The organism is Microbulbifer sp. YPW1, from assembly GCF_013367775.1.
In the GTDB taxonomy this organism is placed as follows: Bacteria; Pseudomonadota; Gammaproteobacteria; order Pseudomonadales; family Cellvibrionaceae; genus Microbulbifer.
The window spans coordinates 2801799-2818410 of sequence record NZ_CP055157.1 but is presented as its reverse complement, the minus strand read 5'-3'; the positions used below and the strand labels follow the sequence as shown (position 1 = coordinate 2818410).

Here is a 16612-nt window from a genome sequence, read left to right as displayed (position 1 = left end):
CCGTTAATGTTCAGCAATCAGTAATTCATGACTGGATTTTTGGTATTGGCTACATCGTTGATCGGTAATTCAACCTGTTCAATCTTGCCAACAAGAAACAGATACGAACTCATGCCGATCAATGCGATTACGCCGATCAAAAATAGCGCGGGCCGAAAGTCTCCTTCCTGCACCAGAAAACCTATCGCTACCGGTATTACAACCGCAGAAAGACCACCTATGAAGTTAAAGCAACCTCCGACAAGACCGACCATGCGCTTAGGTGCAAGCAGGGATACGAACACCCAGCTAATCGATGCCAAACCGTTGCCAAAAAACGATAGTGAAAGGAAAAAGGTTACCCAGGCGGGGTGGTCAACAAAGTTGGCGCCTATTACAGAGCCGGACAACAATAGTCCGGCTATAACGGGTACCTTTCTGGCAACTTCGTTGGATAAGCCGCGTCTCACCATCCAGTCGGACAGAAAGCCTGAAAGTAATACACCGCAGAATGCTGCCAGAAAAGGTATCGAGGCAATGAAGCCGGTTTTTAGCTCGCCCAGTCCGCGATACTCGGCCAAATAGGTTGGAAACCAGGTAAGAAAGAAGATTAGTGTGCTACCGAGGCAAAATTGGCCGATATAGATGCCCCACAGTTTACGGCTGCAAAAGGCCAAGCGAATATTTTGCCAGGTCACTGAGGTCGTAGAACCCCCGTTTGTCGAGGATTCACTATCCTCAACTGGAGCAACCGCCCTCACCTCGTTCGAAGGCTCACGATACAGACAATACCAGACGGCCGCCCAAACAATGCCAATTACCCCGGAAACCACAAACAAACCGCGCCAGCCTAACCACTCCTGAATAACCGCGAGGACTGGCATTAGAAAAGCCAGCCCAATAAATTGTCCGGACGTATAAACAGCAATAGCCCCCGCCCGATCCTGCGCATTGAACCATTGGGTAACAATCTTGTTGTTCGCAGGATAGGACGGCGCTTCAAACAGGCCTATGGCCATTCGGCAACCGACCAACGCCGCCAGGGAACTGACAAGCCCCTGCAGGATTGTCGCCAGCGACCAGGCGACTAGGATAAACGGATAGAGAATCCGCACCTTCACCACATCCACGATCATTCCACCTGGAATCTGCATGATGGAATAGGTCCAGGCGAACGCGGAAAAGATAATTCCCATCTGTACCGGGGTAAGGCTCAAGTCCTGTGAAATTGCATTGGCCGCGACCGAAATATTGGTGCGGTCCATATAATTGATCACCACACTGATAAAGATCAGCGCCAATACACTGAAACGCCCGTTGGTCGGCATAGGATTATTCTCTCGCGTGCCCCAAATTTACATCTCGATTCCAAGATCGCACTAAATAAGTACCTACATTGTTAACAATCGACAATGATCCTGCAACCACTATTCGATTCCGAAGTAACCAGCCTCAAACACATACCGTGAAGCCTGAACTCTGGTCTACAACCAGTGGGAATTGGCGCCAAAACAAAGAATCAAGCATGGTGTCAGAGGCATATTCATCACAAAAACGTATCTTCGCCCGCTCCTCGGTTGCCATTGTCAACAATTAACATTAGGCTCCGACAGCCAAATAAAAATAATACCCTCCGCAAGCCGGAGGCAATGGAGCCTAGTGATGAAACTTTCCTTCTGTGCGTTAGCAGCGCTTGTCTGTGCCTCAAACCTTCACGCCGCCGACTGGGACGGGATTCCGGTACCCGCCGACCCCGGAGCGGGCAACACCTGGGAATTACAGTCGCTTTCTGACGACTTCAATTACAGCGCCCCGGCGGTGGGCAAGAGCAGTACTTTTTTTGAACGTTGGAGCGAGGGGTTCATCAATCCCTGGCTTGGACCGGACCTGACCGAGTTTTACGCACCAAACTCGTCCGTCGAAGGCGGCAACCTGGTGATCAAGGCGAGCCGCAAGCCGGGCACCAACAAAATCTATACCGGTGCGATCCACTCCAAAGAGAGCCTGACCTACCCGCTATACATGGAAGCACGGGTAAAAATTACTAACCTGACGCTTGCCAATGCTTTCTGGTTGCTGAGTGCTGATTCCACACAGGAAATCGACACGCTTGAGACATACGGCAGCGACCGTCCCAGCGAGGCCTGGTTTGACCAGCGCATCCACCTCAGCCACCACGTATTCATCCGCGATCCGTTTCAGGATTACCAGCCCAAAGATGCTGGCACCTGGTATGCCACAGAAGATGGCAGCAGCTGGCGCGATGACTTTGTTCGTGTAGGCACCTACTGGAAAGATCCCTGGACACTGGAATACTACGTCAATGGAAAACTCGCCCGAGTAACTTCCGGCGTCGCGATGATCGACCCCAACGGCTACACCGGAGGTGCCGGCCTTAACAAACCCATGCAGGCTATTTTTGATGCGGAACATCAAGGCTGGCGCGATACGCAGGGCACAGAGCCACCGACAGATGCTGAACTGGCAGATCCGACGCGCAACAAATTCCTGGTCGACTGGGTGCGCTTTTACAAACCTGTTCCGGATACGGGCAATGGTTCGGGTAATGCCATTGTCAAAGAGATGGCCAGTTTTTCCACAACCGGTAAAGACGGTACTGCAGTCGGCGGCGATAGCGTAATCGGCTTCAATCCAAACGGAGACAACATCAATTACAACACCCTCGGGGATTGGGGTGATTACACTGTCAACTTTCCCGAATCTGGAAACTACCAGGTTGAATTGGTCGCAGCATCACCGGAGTCCAGTGGGCTTGGCGCTGACATTAGCGTCGACAGCAGCTATGTAGGCACCGTTTCGATCAGCAGTACTGGCGGCTGGGAGCAATACAGCAGCTTTTCTCTCGCTAACCCCATCTACATCGCCACGCCAGGTGATCACACCATCCGGGTCCAAAGCTCAGGAGGTAGTGCCTGGCAGTGGAACGGTGACGAAATCCGTTTTACCAAGGTTGAGGATGGCGGCTCACCGCCTCCAGGCTCTGGATCGAGTATCACCGTAGAAGCGGAAAGCTTCGACGCCGTGGGCGGTACCTTCGCCGATGGCCAGCCACAAGCTATCAGTGTCTACAGCATAAATGGCGCTACGGCGATCAACTACGTCAACAAAGGCGACTTCGCAGACTATTCCATCTCCGTTGCCCAAGCGGGCACTTACGACATTACCTATTACATCGGCACCGGCGTAGCCGGTGGCCAAGTCGATTTCCTGTTATTCGAGGGTGGAAGCTGGGTCAACAAAACACAAAAGGCCGTTCCAAATGTGGGCTGGGACAACTTTCAGCCTCTCGCGGGCGGTTCGGTTTACCTGAGCGCGGGTACCCATCAGCTACGCCTGTACGGCGGAGGCACAAACGATTGGCAATGGAATCTGGACAGATTAGTCCTCACAGCCAATTAATGAGCCCACAAAAATAACCGTCGCCCCCGGCATGGGGGCAAAAGGAACAACGCCATGAAAACCACTGCTATCGCAATGACCGCCATCGCCCTGTCATCAACTGTACTTGCCGCAGATTGGGACGGAATCCCTGTACCCGCCGACCCCGGAGAAGGTAATACCTGGGAACTCCAATCACTGTCGGATGATTTCAACTACGACGCAGCCGCTTTTGGTAAGAGTGAAGCTTTCTTTGAACGCTGGAGTGAAGGCTTTATCAACCCGTGGCTGGGCCCCGACCTGACCGAATTTTACGGACCAAACTCGTCGGTCGAAAATGGCAATCTGATTATCAAGGCGAGCCGCAAGCCGGGCACGGAAAAAATCCATACTGGCGCGATTCACTCAAAAGAGAGCCTGATTTATCCGCTGTACATGGAAGCCAGCGTGAAAATCACCAACCTCACTCTGGCCAATGCCTTCTGGCTTTTGAGCGCCGACTCCACCCAGGAAATCGATATCCTCGAAACCTACGGCAGTGACCGTCCATCGGAAGTCTGGTTCGACCAGCGTATCCATCTGAGCCACCACGTCTTTATCCGCGATCCTTTCCAGGACTATCAGCCGAAGGATCCTAGTACCTGGTATGCGAAACCCGACGGCGGCAGCTGGCGAGAAGACTATGTGCGCGTAGGTACCTACTGGAAAGACCCGTGGACGCTGGAGTATTACGTTAACGGTGAACTGGTACGTGTCTCCTCTGGTGCTGATGTAATCGACCCTTACGGATTTACCAATGGCACTGGCCTAAACAAGCCGATGCAGGCCATTTTTGATGCAGAACACCAGGGCTGGCGTGATACGCAGGGAACACTACCGCCGTCTGACGAAGAGTTGGCTGATCCTGCGCGCAATAAATTCCAGGTTGAATGGGTACGCTTTTACAAACCGGTTCCCGAAGCCAGCAACTGCGGGCCCGATGATACTGCTCCCGGAAATAGCGGTATTGAAGTTACGATCGAAATGTCCGAATTCACCTCAACGGGCAAGGATGGCGCACCGGTTGCCTGGGACGCGGTACACGGATTCAACGCGAATGGCGAAAATATTAACTACAACACCCTGGGAGACTGGGCGGAATATCAGGTGGAATTTCCGCGCGCAGGCTACTACTGGGTAACACTGGCCGCCGCCACGCCTACCCCATCGGGGACTGCCGCAGACGTACAGCTGGATGGCACCTATGAGGGCACTATCACCGTTACTAACACCGGCGGATGGGAGAAGTATCGGGATTTTGAGCTGGAAAACCCGATCTATATTGCCAATACCGGCACTCACACACTGCGGGTACAAAGCTCCGGCGGCGCGGCTTGGCAGTGGAATGGTGATGAGGTTCGGTTCTCCCGCAACAAAGGGCAGTCTCTACATCGCAATACCGAAAGTGAAAAGCCGAGAAATGGTGATGTAGATCGTTGCCAACGGCCGGACTAAAAAATCTACGCTCAAAGAGAAAAGGCTGGAAACCCCAAAAAAATAGATAACGAAATGTAGTTTGGAGAATATTTTTTATGACGCGCCTGATTTTTTCTGAGCGGCTCGCGATACTGATTCTGGCTGGCACCCTAAGTGCCTGCGGCGGAGGAGGTAGCGGTAGTGACAACGAGAACCAACCACCAGACAATGGATCTATTCAAGAAGATACTCGCCCGGATACATTCTCCTTTACCGCGGTGAACGATGCAGAATTGAACACCGAGTACACTTCTTCCGCCATTACCGTTTCCGGGATCAATGCCGCGGCCAATATCAGCATCAGCGGTGGTGAGTACTCGGTAAATAACGGCGCCTTTAGCGATAGTACGGCAACGGTTGAAGATGGAGATAGTGTGGTGGTCCGCATTAGCACCGGATCCCAATACGGCACAGCGGTTACTGCGTCTCTTACCATTGGTGGGATAAGCGCCGACTTCACCGTAACAACCAAAGCAGAGCTCCTACCGGAGCCAGAGCCGCCGACAAGCGATTCTGTTAGGGTCGATTTCAACCTGAATATGCGCCATACCGTGGGCGGGGAATGCGAGTTCGACCGTCGCAAGTTCATAACCGTGCACGCGTCGAATACGGAGAATGACTGGATCGGCGGTAATGCGCAGAGTGCCGGGGCACCCAATGAAGATCCCGACCTGATGACCAACTTCCTGGATGGCTATGATGTCTATTTGGGACGGGATACCGGTGGCATGAAATGGCAACTGAGCCAGCTACCCGAGGACGGCGCGCGCCCTGGCTTTATCGACGAAGCAGCCGCGGCCAGTCAAGGTGGTGGTATGCGCTGGAATTACACCGAAGGTACTTCCGATAGTGCACAGCTTGCGCGACAGCACGAACACCGGGCGACGGATATGATTGTCGGCGGTCAGCAGCACCCCTACTGGCCCAACGGCGACGATACCGGCATGGGCTGGTCCTTCTCGACCACCGATACCGAGGAAGAGCCCTTCGGCACAGCAGTTGGCCATTATATGGCGAACTTCCTCTACGAGTATTTCAATCGGGGTGAAGGCGATGCCTACGGTCAGCCGAAACCCTTATTTCTCGAGGTAATGAACGAACCACTCTATGATCTGGTGGACTACCCGAAAACGAAAGACGAAGGTACCACGCCGGAAGATGTCTTCAAATTTCACAATGCCGTAGCCAATGAGGTAAGAGCCTATCGCGACGCCTGGGATCAGCCTTCCCACGACGATGTATTGATCGGCGGTTACACCGTGGCCTTCCCGGACTTTGACAAGGACAATTTCAATCGCTGGCAAGAGCGCGACAAACTGTTTATCGACATCGCCGGCGAAAATATGGATTTCCTGTCGATACATTTTTACGACTTTCCCGCAATTAGCGGAACACGACAGTTGCGTCGCGGCAGCAATGTGGAGGCCACATTCGATATGCTTGAGCAGTACAGCCTCATGGCCACCGGCGCGCGCATGCCTTTTCTGGTCTCCGAGATCGGAGCCACCGTGCACAGCATGATGAATGATCCCTGGTCTCCCGAGCGCGACGGCTACAAACTGCGCGCGCTCAACGGTCTGACCATGAACATGCTGGAGCGGCCGGATCAGATCCTCAAATCCATTCCGTTTGTGACCATCAAGGCCGAGTGGGGCCGCCAATCGGAAACTGTACCCTACTCTAACCGACTGATGCGCCAGAAGAAGGAGGCCAGTGGCGAGACTGGAGACGAGTGGGTGTATACCGAGTTCGTAAAGTTCTACCAGCTCTGGTCTGAAGTCAAAGGCACCCGCGTAGACAGCTGGGCCAGCGACCTCGACGTGCAAACCAATGCGTATGTAGACGGCAATACCGCATACCTGATCCTGAACAATTTGGAGGAAGAGGCGTCCACGCTGGATCTCTCTGTCCTAGGGGTAGCGGGCAACACTCTGCAGAGCGTGAATATCAAGGAGTTGCACTACGGCAATGACGGCAAACCGGTACTGGATGAAACCGAGTCCGCCGAAATGCCACAGGAGTTTGCCCTGAAGTCGCAAGCTACCGCGGTATTGAAGCTGACATTCGCGGACAGTATTGCGATCGCCAGCGACAGTATGGAAACCAAGTACTACGCGGATAAGTACATGCAGCCCATCACCGCCGGCTCAAAGCTGCAGTTTGCAATCAACGATGTGACTGTCGGCGAAAACGGTGAAGCAGTGCTGCGCCTGGGGATAGGCCGCGACCATGGTAAATCCCTGACACCGACGGTGACCATCAATGGAAATGCCGTCAGCGCACCAGAGGACTATCAGGGCTACGACCAGTACTATAACGGTAAGGGGCGCCCCCAATACTTTGGTGTCATTGAGATTCCAGTGGATATCGCCTACCTGCGCCAGGACAATGCGATCGAGATCGTATTTGATGATGATGGCGGTTTCCTGAGCACTGCAACCATGCAGGTATTCAACACCACGGCGCCACTGTCACGCGGTGCGCGCGAGTAGCTTGACTGTCGCGCTGGTTACGAACCACGCGATATAAATTCACTGGATTATCTTCACAATGCCGGCGGAATTTTCCGCCGGCGCATTTCCCACTTCTCTCCTCTTGCGTTCCCCATAAATAAGTGGCGCCAGTTCTCATCGCAGAAAATGTTCTGAACAAAAACGCGCCAACGCACCGAAGCACCATTGTCAACTGTTAACAATATGTTATTAAATCTGATTGACGGCAGACATAACGCTAATAGTGCCGCACACCCAAATCAGCACAACCATGCTGCACCCAGCGGCCACTGCCGTCGATCTGGGGCCGCCCAAGAACCTTCGCCAATCAGACGTATCAGCGAAATGCCAGAGCGGTTCAAAAAATAATAACGACACCAGCTGTACCGTGTCTCAATCTCGGAGCAAGCGATGAAACTCCCCTACCCCAGGCGCCCACTGGTGCTGGCACAGTCTGTGCTGGCCGCTGGTATCGCCTTCAGTACTGCAGCAACCGCTGCGGACTATCGAATTGAAGCTGAAAACTTCACCACCGTCGGCGGTACCTACGCCGATGGTCAGCCTCAAAAAATCAGTGTGTATAACGTCAATGGCGTTACTGCAATTAACTACGTGAACCGTGGCGACTACGCTGAGTACACCCTGCAGGTTGCCGAAGCAGGTACCTATAACCTGCAATATCTGATCGGCACCAGTATGACTTCGGGTGCGGAAATCGACTTCCAGATCGGCAGTGGTTCCAGCTGGACGTCGCTGGTCAAGAAAAGTGTTCCGATGGGGCACTGGGACAATTTCCAGCCCCTCAATGCCGGCGATGTATCGCTTCCCGCGGGGACCATCAACCTTCGCGTAGTCGGTTCCGGTAGCAATGACTGGCAGTGGAACCTCGACGCGCTGGAGCTCACCAAGATCACTAGCGGCGGTAGTAGCTCAAGTAGTGGCGGTAGCAGTTCGAGCGGCGGTGGCAGTACCGAGTTCACAGTAGAAGCAGAGAGCTTTACCCAGGTGGGCGGCACCTATGCTGACGGACAGCCGCAGAAAATCAGTGTGTACACTGTCAACGGCGCCACGGCGATTAACTACGTCAACAAGGGAGACTACGCGCAGTACAGTGTTTCTGTACCGCAGGCGGGTAATTACGATCTGACCTATTTTGCGGGTACTGCCATCAACGGTGGCCGCATCGACTTTCAGCACAACATTGGCGGTAGCTGGCAGACGTTGACGCAAACCAGTGTACCGAATATTGGTTGGGACAACTTTCAGCCGCTGGCCGGCGGCAGTGTTTACCTGCCCTCGGGGACGCAACAGATCCGCGTCTACGGCGGCGGCACCAACGACTGGCAGTGGAACCTGGATCGCATGGAGTTTAGTTACACGGGCGCCTCTTCGAGCTCGGGAGGAACTTCATCCAGTTCTTCGAGTTCCAGCTCCTCCTCTAGCTCCTCCTCTAGCTCATCTTCCAGCTCAAGCAGCTCCTCCAGCTCGGGGGGCTCGTCAAGCTCCAGCTCCTCCAGCTCCAGTAGTGGTTCGTCATCAAGTTCGGGCAGCTCAAGCTCCGGTGGTAGCTCACCCGGAAATGGTGCCCCGGTATCGGGCACGTTCACCCTGCAGGCAGAGAGCGCGCACACCATCGGTGGCGAGATCGACACCTACGTTGTCAATGGCAGTACTGCGGTCAATTATTTCAATAGTGGCGACTATCTGGAGTACAACCTCTCACTGGATACGTCCGGTCTGTACCGGCCGAAGTTCTTCGTCGGCACCGGCAATCCCTCCGGCGTTCAGGTGGGCCTGATGGCCACTGACCACGAAGATGAGCTAGTCATCAAGAACACCACCGACGTACAGAGTCAGGGGGACTGGGATACCTTCTATCTGCTCAACGCTTCGAGCGATATCAACCTGTTCGCCGGTGATCTCACCATCCGCATCTACGGGGCCGGCACGCAGGACTTCCAGTTCAATATCGACTACGCGACCTTCGAGCGCATTGGCGATGCGGACCTGAGCCTGGATGGCGACGGCGATGGCGTTCCGGATGTCAACGATCAGTGCCCCAGTACCGACCCAGCAGAAACAGCGAACAGCGTCGGTTGTGCTCCATCCCAACTGGACAGCGATAACGACGGGATCACCGACAACCTGGATCAGTGCGCAGCGACCAATCCCGGAGAATTCGTGAATGCAGTGGGCTGTGCCAGCCCTGGTGGCGACGACGATGACTTTGACGGAGTGCTGAACAGCGTCGACCAGTGCGCAAACACACCGTTCGGACAAAATGTTGACCCGTCAGGCTGCACAGGCTTCGCCGATAGCGACAGCGATGGTGTTGCAAACAGTGCAGATAACTGTCCTTCCACACCTGCCAGCGAGTTCGCAAACGAAGCCGGCTGTTCCGCGTCACAGGTGGGTAACACCCATAGCGCGAGCGTCACTGTAAACGCCAATATAAAACACAGTGTCAACGGCGTGTCTGACTTTGGCCGCAAACGGCATATGACCGCGCACACCACCATTTACGAGAACGACTGGAACGGCCATGCCGACAAACTGAATTATCTCGTGAATACACTGGATGTGATTGGCGGCCGAGACAATGGCAGCGCTACCTGGAAGTTCCAGGACACCAAGGAAGACCCCAATAAGGCCAACTGGCCAGACCTGGACTACATGGTGACACGCGGGCAGGAACTCCGCGAGGCACACGAGAGCAATGCTTTCTACCAACGTTTCCCTGCAGACAAAATGGAAATGATTGCGGGTACCAACCCTCACCCGACCTATCCAACGCTAAGCTGGAACCCTAACGGGCAGACCTGGCACAACTGGCAGCCCATGGATATTCAGACATCGGCAACCTGGGTTGGCCAGTACATGCAGCACTACTTTGCCAACACCAGCAATGGACACGTGGGCGAGCCAATGCCGAAGTACTGGGAAGTGATCAACGAGCCAGACATGTTGATGAAAACCGGGGCCTTTATGGTTACCAACCAAGAAACACTCTGGGAATACCATAATCTGGTGGCACAGGAGATCCGCTCAAAACTCGGCAACGAAGCCCCGATGATTGGCGGCATGACCTGGGGTCTGCATGACTTCTACAAACGCGACGGACTATCGCGAGTTTCTGACAATCACTACGACCAGTGGATCAGCTCCGAAGACCCAGTTGTCGAGGCGGAAGCGGAAGCCTTCTTCCAGAATGCACTGACCACAACCGTCGACGATACACGCAATGAAAACTGGTACCAATGGGATGTAATGTGGCGCGGTTTCATGGACGCAGCAGGCCACAACATGGACTTCTATGCCGTCCACGCCTATGACTGGCCGGGAGCGACCGACGACACCAAAGCTACGTTGCGCCGCAATGGACACCTGCCGGCGATGCTCGACATGATGGAGTGGTATGACGTCCACAAGAATGGCTTTGCCAATCGCAAACCCATCGTGTTATCGGAGTATGGCTCTGTTCAGGGCGCCTGGACCAACCAGCCACATCAGGAACGTTACGATATCGAAAACCTGAAGTCGTTTAATGGCCTGTTGCTCCAGATACTGGACAGACCAGACTACGTCATCAAGTCAATGCCGTTTACTCCCGCGAAGCCACTGTGGGGTTATCTGCCAGGTGGCTGTGGCTATAAAGAGGTCCGCGACTGTACCACCCGCTACCACTACGCAATGCTGATTGAGCCTCAGCTCAATCAGGGTAACTGGCAGTGGTCTTCCTATATCCGATTCTTCGAGCTGTGGGCGGATGTGGATGGCACTCGCGTAGATACCGTATCCAGCGACCCTGATGTACAGGTTCAATCCTACGTAGATGGCACCGACCTGTTCGTGGTGATCAATAATCTGGAGACCATCGATACAACCATTAACCTGAATGTGGCAGGTATGAACAATGCCCAGCTACAGAATGTGGAAATGCGGAAGTTGCACTATCCGCACGACACAGAAGTTGAGCTAGACCGGCAGCATAAGAAGGTTATGCCCAGTTCCCTTACCCTGGAGGCGAATGCCACGGTGGTGTTGCGGTACTCAATGACCAACAATATTGCGGTCAACCAATTGATGAACGAACGCAAGTTCTTTGGGGAAAGTGTCAGTGGCGGTAGCCTGCCGCACCGGGTCTCGATTACCGGGGGGCCAAGAACTTTGCATATCAATAATGTGAATGTACCGGCTGGTTACGCGGAAGCGCAGTTGCGCCTTACGGTCTCTCTATTCCCGGGAGAGGACGATGTACCAGCAGGAAACCTTTCCATAGACAGTCTTACCGTCAATGGCGAAGCGGTACCAACGCCGATTGACTGGCGGGGGCGTAGGAAGAACAGTGCAGAGCGAGTATTCACTACGCTGGAGATTCCAGTACCAGTGGACAAGCTACAAACCAACAACACCATATCTGTCGATTTCCGCCACAATGGCGAGTTGACCGTCGCCAATCTGGTGATCAAGGACTACAGCAGCACACCGGTACGCAATTAAGTAGCCTGGCCTTTTAAATCACCAAAAGAAAAACCCCGCCCTGAGAACAGGGTGGGGTTTTTCAATGAGAGAATATTTCAGAGGACTAGCCCAGTGAGCCGAGCATTCCAGTATAGGTTACTCGGTATCCACGCCCTTACCGGTAGCGGCCCAGTATATACCTCCGTATAGATGTGACTTAAACATATCATCACTATAAGAGGCCGCAATATGGCCAAGCCCCGTATAAAAGGCTCGCCCACCATCGTAATGCTGATACCAGGCCAGCGGATGAAATTCCCCCATGCCACTAGACTTTACTTCGCCCCAATCCGCTTCCGCGTTATAGGTTGTTTCATCCACCGATAGGATATAGTTCAGGCGATCACAGTGCTCAGCGCTGTATCCGTAATACTCTTCCGTCCATAAAAATCGTGACGGCATAGTTTCGGTGCCGGGGAACCCTTTCTCGAGCAAATCCACCTTCGCAGACTGAATCTCGGGATGGATTAAAAACGTCCTGCCAACCAGCCCGCGATACCAAGACCAATCGTGTTCAGTATCGGCAGCAGAGTGAACCCCCACATAGCCTTTACCTTGCCGGATGAATTTCTGGAACGCATCCTGCTGCTGTTCATTCAGCACATCACCGGTGGTCAACAGAAAAACGACCACATCGAATTGGCTCAGGTTGGACTCTTCGAAGACATCTGCCGTATTCGAATGCACCACCTCAAAGTTATGTAGTTTAGACAGCGCGTTTACGGCCGACACGCCCGCCGGAATACTGTCGTGCTGCCAGCCCTCAGTTTTGGTAAAGACAAGCGCCTTAAACTGACTGGCGGATATCGGCCCAGCCAGGGTCATTAACGCGAGCAGTGAGAACGTCGATTTCATGATACCCAATTTACGCATCTTGCAGTCTCCTTAGATAAGCCCCCGCTTCATCTGCTGGTCCGCATAGTCGACAGCGCGTGCCGTAAACGCCATAAAAGTGATCGATGGGTTCACGCAGGATACGGAAGCAAAAGCCGCACCATCCGTGACAAACAGGTTCTTCACATCGTGACACTGATTCCACTTGTTCAGGTACGAAGTCTCTACCTCAAGTCCCATACAAGCTCCGCCCATTTCATGAATCGCCCCTCCAGGTGGCGCTTCGCCCTCAAACGGACGGATGTTCTTGAGCCCTGCCGCTTGTAACATTTCTGCAGCGGTCTCACTCATATCCTTGACCATTGCACTTTCATTTTCGCCATAGGTAACATCGGTCACCAGCAATGGCATGCCCCATTTGTCTTTCTTTGTCGGGTGCAGGTACACACGATTTTCGTACCTGGGAAGGCTCTCGCCGAAACCCCACATGGTGAAGTACCAGTTGCCCGGCTGGCTCACCTTCTCCTTGAACGCTTTGCCAATGCCCTTCCCCGACTTGGCCCAGTGCCATCCCGCACGGCTTGCGCCACACTGGAAGCCATAGCCGCGCTCAAACTTACCGTGTTTTTTACCGATATTACGGAACCGAGGAATATACACTCCACCTGGACGACGCCCCTTGTAGTAATCCTCAAGATACCCCGGCACCATCCCGGAAGCACCACCACCACCGCAGTGATCCATGATATAGCGACCGAGTACATCAAAACGGTTACCGATACCTTCTGGAAAGGTTTCTGACTTAGAGTTAAGCAGAATCTGTACCGAGGCGAGTGTAGAAGCGCACATGAAAACTGTTCTTGCAAAGACTTGTTTTCGTTCGCCACTGCGCATATCCACATAGGCTACCCCGGTGGCCCGGCCGCTGGCCTTGTCGTAGAGCACCTCCTGCACCTGGCCATCTGCCACCAGCGTCAGATTGCCGGTGCGCTCTGCCGCCGGCAGTGCAGCGGAGTTGGATGAATAGTAGGCACCGAACGAACAGCCCCGTGGGCACTCACTGCGCGCCTGGCACTGTACTCTCCCCAACTCCAGATGTTGTTTTTGTGGCTGCGTAAGATGCGCTACCCGCGCGGGTATAAAGTGACGATCAGGAAAGGTCTGCTCGATTTTCTTTTTCATATCCCGCTCTACCACATTGAGTGGCAGAGCTGGAAGAAACTTGCCATCCGGAAGTACATCCAGCCCTTCATAACTGCCGGAAATGCCGACAAACGGCTCCACCCGGTCGTACCAGGGGGCGATATCCTCATACCGCACCGGCCAGTCGATTCCGTTACCATCCAGCTTGTTGGACTGAAAATCCAGCTTACTCCAGCGATAGCTTTGCCTACCCCAGATCAGCGATTTGCCACCGACGGTGGCACTGCGATACCAGATAAAGGGCTTCTTCTGCTCGTAGGGATGATCTTTATCGTTAATAAGGTGGTGCCGAGTGTAATCGTTATAGATATACACCTCTTTCTGAATATGTTGTTCGGCTTTGAATTCTTCAGGCACATCGCCCCGGAACGGCATCTGCCACGGAGCCTTGCCCTCGGTCTTGTATTGACCGTGCCTGACCATCTCCCCCCTATCCAGCACCAGCGTGTTATAGCCCTTCTCACAGAACTCCTTCGCGGCATAGCCGCCACTCATACCGGAGCCCACAATAATCACATCAAATTCGTTATTATTCATGTTGATTCCGCATCCAATTTCTTACAGCCAGGTGCGACCGACTTCCGCAAGTTTCATTTCTTTGTAGGGGCCTGGAATTGGGTCATAGCGCAGAGCCTGTGTCGCCCCTACTCGGGAAGTGTAGTAGCCGATAACGATGAGCTCTTTGAGTTTCTTATATGTCGGGTTTTCAGCTTCCGTATTTAGTGCATCATCGAGTGCCTGAACGACCCTCACTTGTTGCGCCGCTTCAAATGACAGAAATTCACCCTGTGCGAAAGTCGCCGACAACCCGCTAATGAATTCGCTCGCTTTATGCTTGGATAGAAAATCACTCAAGTAGAAGTTGATATAGCCCGGAACTCCCGCCTGACTGGCAGATGGGGTGTCTGTCTCAGGAATAATAATATCCGCTACCCGAGACACCAGCCCCATATGAAACCCCGACTCGGAGCTAGCCGGACCACTAAAAGACAGCGCAGCATCAACCGCCTTCAGATCCAGTGACAGAACACTACAACCCATAAAGACAGCCATTTCAGAAAGAAATTTTCTTCTATCCACAAACCCCTCCACTATTTGCATTCTCGTCAGTTCGAAATACAGAAAGGCAAACGACTAATTACTGACAGCAGATCCAATCGCTAGCTTTTCCAGTGCTTCCTTATGGCTTTCATGATTGATGGCACATCGATTGAAGAAATCAGATATTCGCTCAAGGTCAACATTTCCTCTATCTTCTTCTACCAGAGGATTGAGGCCCACTGCATCAGGAAATACACCCATACCACAGAGAATGTAATGCCAGGAGTGATTACTATACGCACCGTCAATTTTCAGGTGCTTTAGTAACCCCGGAAGATCACCACTGTCGAACCAGCAATTGAAGACCGCCCTCAACTCTTTGCTCACCGGCCCGGGGTTCTCACGATTATCAATCCAGTAGGTCGAATCGGTGCGACTATTCGTTAGAAAATGTACGGAAATGTAATCTCGGACGTCGTCATAGCTCCTGTTTACCGCACGATTGAAAATATCCACAAAACCCTGACCCGTATTGCCGTCTTTGAACGCATGGATAAATCGGCTTATGGTCTGCTGTGTCAACGCCAGCGATGTAGCTTCCAACGGCTCTATAAAGCCCTGAGAGAGGCCAACTGCCACACAGTTTTTCACCCAGTGAGACTCACGTCGACCAACATTCATCGAAAGGTGGCGGACCTCAGCATCGGCACCAGCAGCCGCATGTTCTCGCAGTTCGGCCTCTGCATCTTCCTTTGAGGTATACCGACTGCTATATACATAGCCATATCCCACCCGACTTTGCAGGGGGATACGCCACGCCCAGCCGTGCTTTAGTGCTGTCGAAACAGTCTCACAGGCAGGTTCATCCTCGGCGGGCATAGCAAGTGTTACTGCACTATCGTTCCACAAGGAATCTGCATAGCTTTTAAAGGGAATACCCAGCGCATCATCAATCAAGAGCGCCGCAAACCCGGAGCAGTCTATAAACCAGTCCGCGCAGTAGCGCTCCCCACGTTCATCGATCACCGCTGCGATTTGACCATCGGCGCCCAGCTGAACATCGGTAATCAGTGTATCGGTGTGGTTCACGCCACGCTCTACGGCAGTTTTCTTCAAAAACTGCGCCAGCAGACCTGCATCAAAGTGATAGCCATACTGAATATCAAAAGGGAAATGGTAGGGAGGGACCGGGGACAGTCTTTTCCTGGCGAGATAGTGGTTATATGAAAACATATCCGGATGCGCATGTGCATCCTTTCCCGCACGACGTAAAAGTGAGTGATGCACTAATGCTTTGGCATGATCCCGATCAAAATACGTGTAGAAGGGGTGAAAGTAACTTTCGAATCCGGCCTTTGCCGACCACTGATCAAACGTGATACCCGTCTTATACGTGGCACGACAGCTCGGCATCCACGACTCTTCCGGGATGTCAACTTCATCAAAGAAGTTCTTCAGAGCCGGTGTGGAACCTTCCCCTACTCCAATAATTCCACGCTTGCTGGATTCGATCAGTTCAATATCCCAGAAATCGGCGACAGATTTTTGCAGCATGAGTGCGGCCATCCACCCTGCGGTACCACCGCCTACGATAATAAGTTTCTTTTTTTTCATAGAAAAAAGCCGCG

Annotated in this window: 9 protein-coding genes; 4 read left to right on the top strand and 5 right to left on the bottom strand. The window is 53.1% G+C overall.

Going from position 1 to position 16612, the window contains the following annotated elements:
- Positions 1-17 precede the first annotated feature (17 nt).
- The gene (locus tag HUW35_RS11510; RefSeq protein WP_181252466.1) at positions 18-1307 is read right to left on the bottom strand and encodes an MFS transporter; all 1290 of its coding nucleotides are present in this window, start codon (positions 1305-1307) and stop codon (positions 18-20) included.
- A 334-nt stretch (positions 1308-1641) separates the two neighbouring features.
- On the opposite strand from HUW35_RS11510, the gene HUW35_RS11505 reads away from it, so the two are divergent.
- The 4 genes from HUW35_RS11505 (at position 1642) to HUW35_RS11490 (ending at position 11885) form a co-directional block, all read left to right on the top strand.
- Positions 1642-3399, top strand: a complete 1758-nt coding sequence (locus HUW35_RS11505; protein WP_181252465.1) for a carbohydrate-binding protein — start codon at positions 1642-1644, stop codon at positions 3397-3399.
- A gap of 54 nt (positions 3400-3453) precedes the next feature.
- Positions 3454-4872 (top strand): carbohydrate-binding protein, encoded by a 1419-nt coding sequence (locus tag HUW35_RS11500; RefSeq protein WP_181252464.1) that lies wholly within the window; start codon positions 3454-3456, stop codon positions 4870-4872.
- A 77-nt stretch (positions 4873-4949) separates the two neighbouring features.
- Positions 4950-7385, top strand: a complete 2436-nt coding sequence (locus HUW35_RS11495; protein ID WP_181252463.1) for an agarase — start codon at positions 4950-4952, stop codon at positions 7383-7385.
- Between the two features lie 411 nt (positions 7386-7796).
- Positions 7797-11885, top strand: coding sequence for a carbohydrate-binding protein (locus HUW35_RS11490; protein ID WP_181252462.1), 4089 nt, complete (start codon positions 7797-7799; stop codon positions 11883-11885).
- 117 nt (positions 11886-12002) lie between these two features.
- On the opposite strand, the gene HUW35_RS11485 is transcribed toward HUW35_RS11490, so the two are convergent.
- From HUW35_RS11485 to HUW35_RS11470, 4 genes are read right to left on the bottom strand one after another with little or no spacing between them, the layout of a single operon-like run.
- A complete protein-coding gene (locus HUW35_RS11485; protein WP_255463249.1) occupies positions 12003-12779 on the bottom strand; it encodes a ThuA domain-containing protein in 777 nt (258 codons plus the stop codon).
- 12 nt (positions 12780-12791) lie between these two features.
- Positions 12792-14480 (bottom strand): GMC oxidoreductase, encoded by a 1689-nt coding sequence (locus tag HUW35_RS11480; RefSeq protein ID WP_181252461.1) that lies wholly within the window; start codon positions 14478-14480, stop codon positions 12792-12794.
- A gap of 21 nt (positions 14481-14501) precedes the next feature.
- On the bottom strand, positions 14502-15023 hold the full coding sequence (locus HUW35_RS11475; RefSeq protein WP_181252460.1) for a gluconate 2-dehydrogenase subunit 3 family protein: 522 nt from the start codon (positions 15021-15023) through the stop codon (positions 14502-14504).
- 54 nt (positions 15024-15077) lie between these two features.
- The gene (locus HUW35_RS11470; RefSeq protein ID WP_181252459.1) at positions 15078-16598 is read right to left on the bottom strand and encodes a tryptophan halogenase family protein; all 1521 of its coding nucleotides are present in this window, start codon (positions 16596-16598) and stop codon (positions 15078-15080) included.
- Positions 16599-16612: the final 14 nt, after the last annotated feature.

Excerpts from the sequence above, each read along its gene's own strand:
- HUW35_RS11510 (WP_181252466.1), bottom strand. The coding sequence starts at position 1,307 with ATGCCGACCAACGGGCGTTTCAGTGTATTGGCGCTGATCTTTATCAGT.
- HUW35_RS11505 (WP_181252465.1), top strand. The coding sequence starts at position 1,642 with ATGAAACTTTCCTTCTGTGCGTTAGCAGCGCTTGTCTGTGCCTCAAAC.
- HUW35_RS11500 (WP_181252464.1), top strand. The coding sequence starts at position 3,454 with ATGAAAACCACTGCTATCGCAATGACCGCCATCGCCCTGTCATCAACT.
- HUW35_RS11495 (WP_181252463.1), top strand. The coding sequence starts at position 4,950 with ATGACGCGCCTGATTTTTTCTGAGCGGCTCGCGATACTGATTCTGGCT.
- HUW35_RS11490 (WP_181252462.1), top strand. The coding sequence starts at position 7,797 with ATGAAACTCCCCTACCCCAGGCGCCCACTGGTGCTGGCACAGTCTGTG.
- HUW35_RS11485 (WP_255463249.1), bottom strand. The coding sequence starts at position 12,779 with ATGCGTAAATTGGGTATCATGAAATCGACGTTCTCACTGCTCGCGTTA.
- HUW35_RS11480 (WP_181252461.1), bottom strand. The coding sequence starts at position 14,480 with ATGAATAATAACGAATTTGATGTGATTATTGTGGGCTCCGGTATGAGT.
- HUW35_RS11470 (WP_181252459.1), bottom strand. The coding sequence starts at position 16,598 with ATGAAAAAAAAGAAACTTATTATCGTAGGCGGTGGTACCGCAGGGTGG.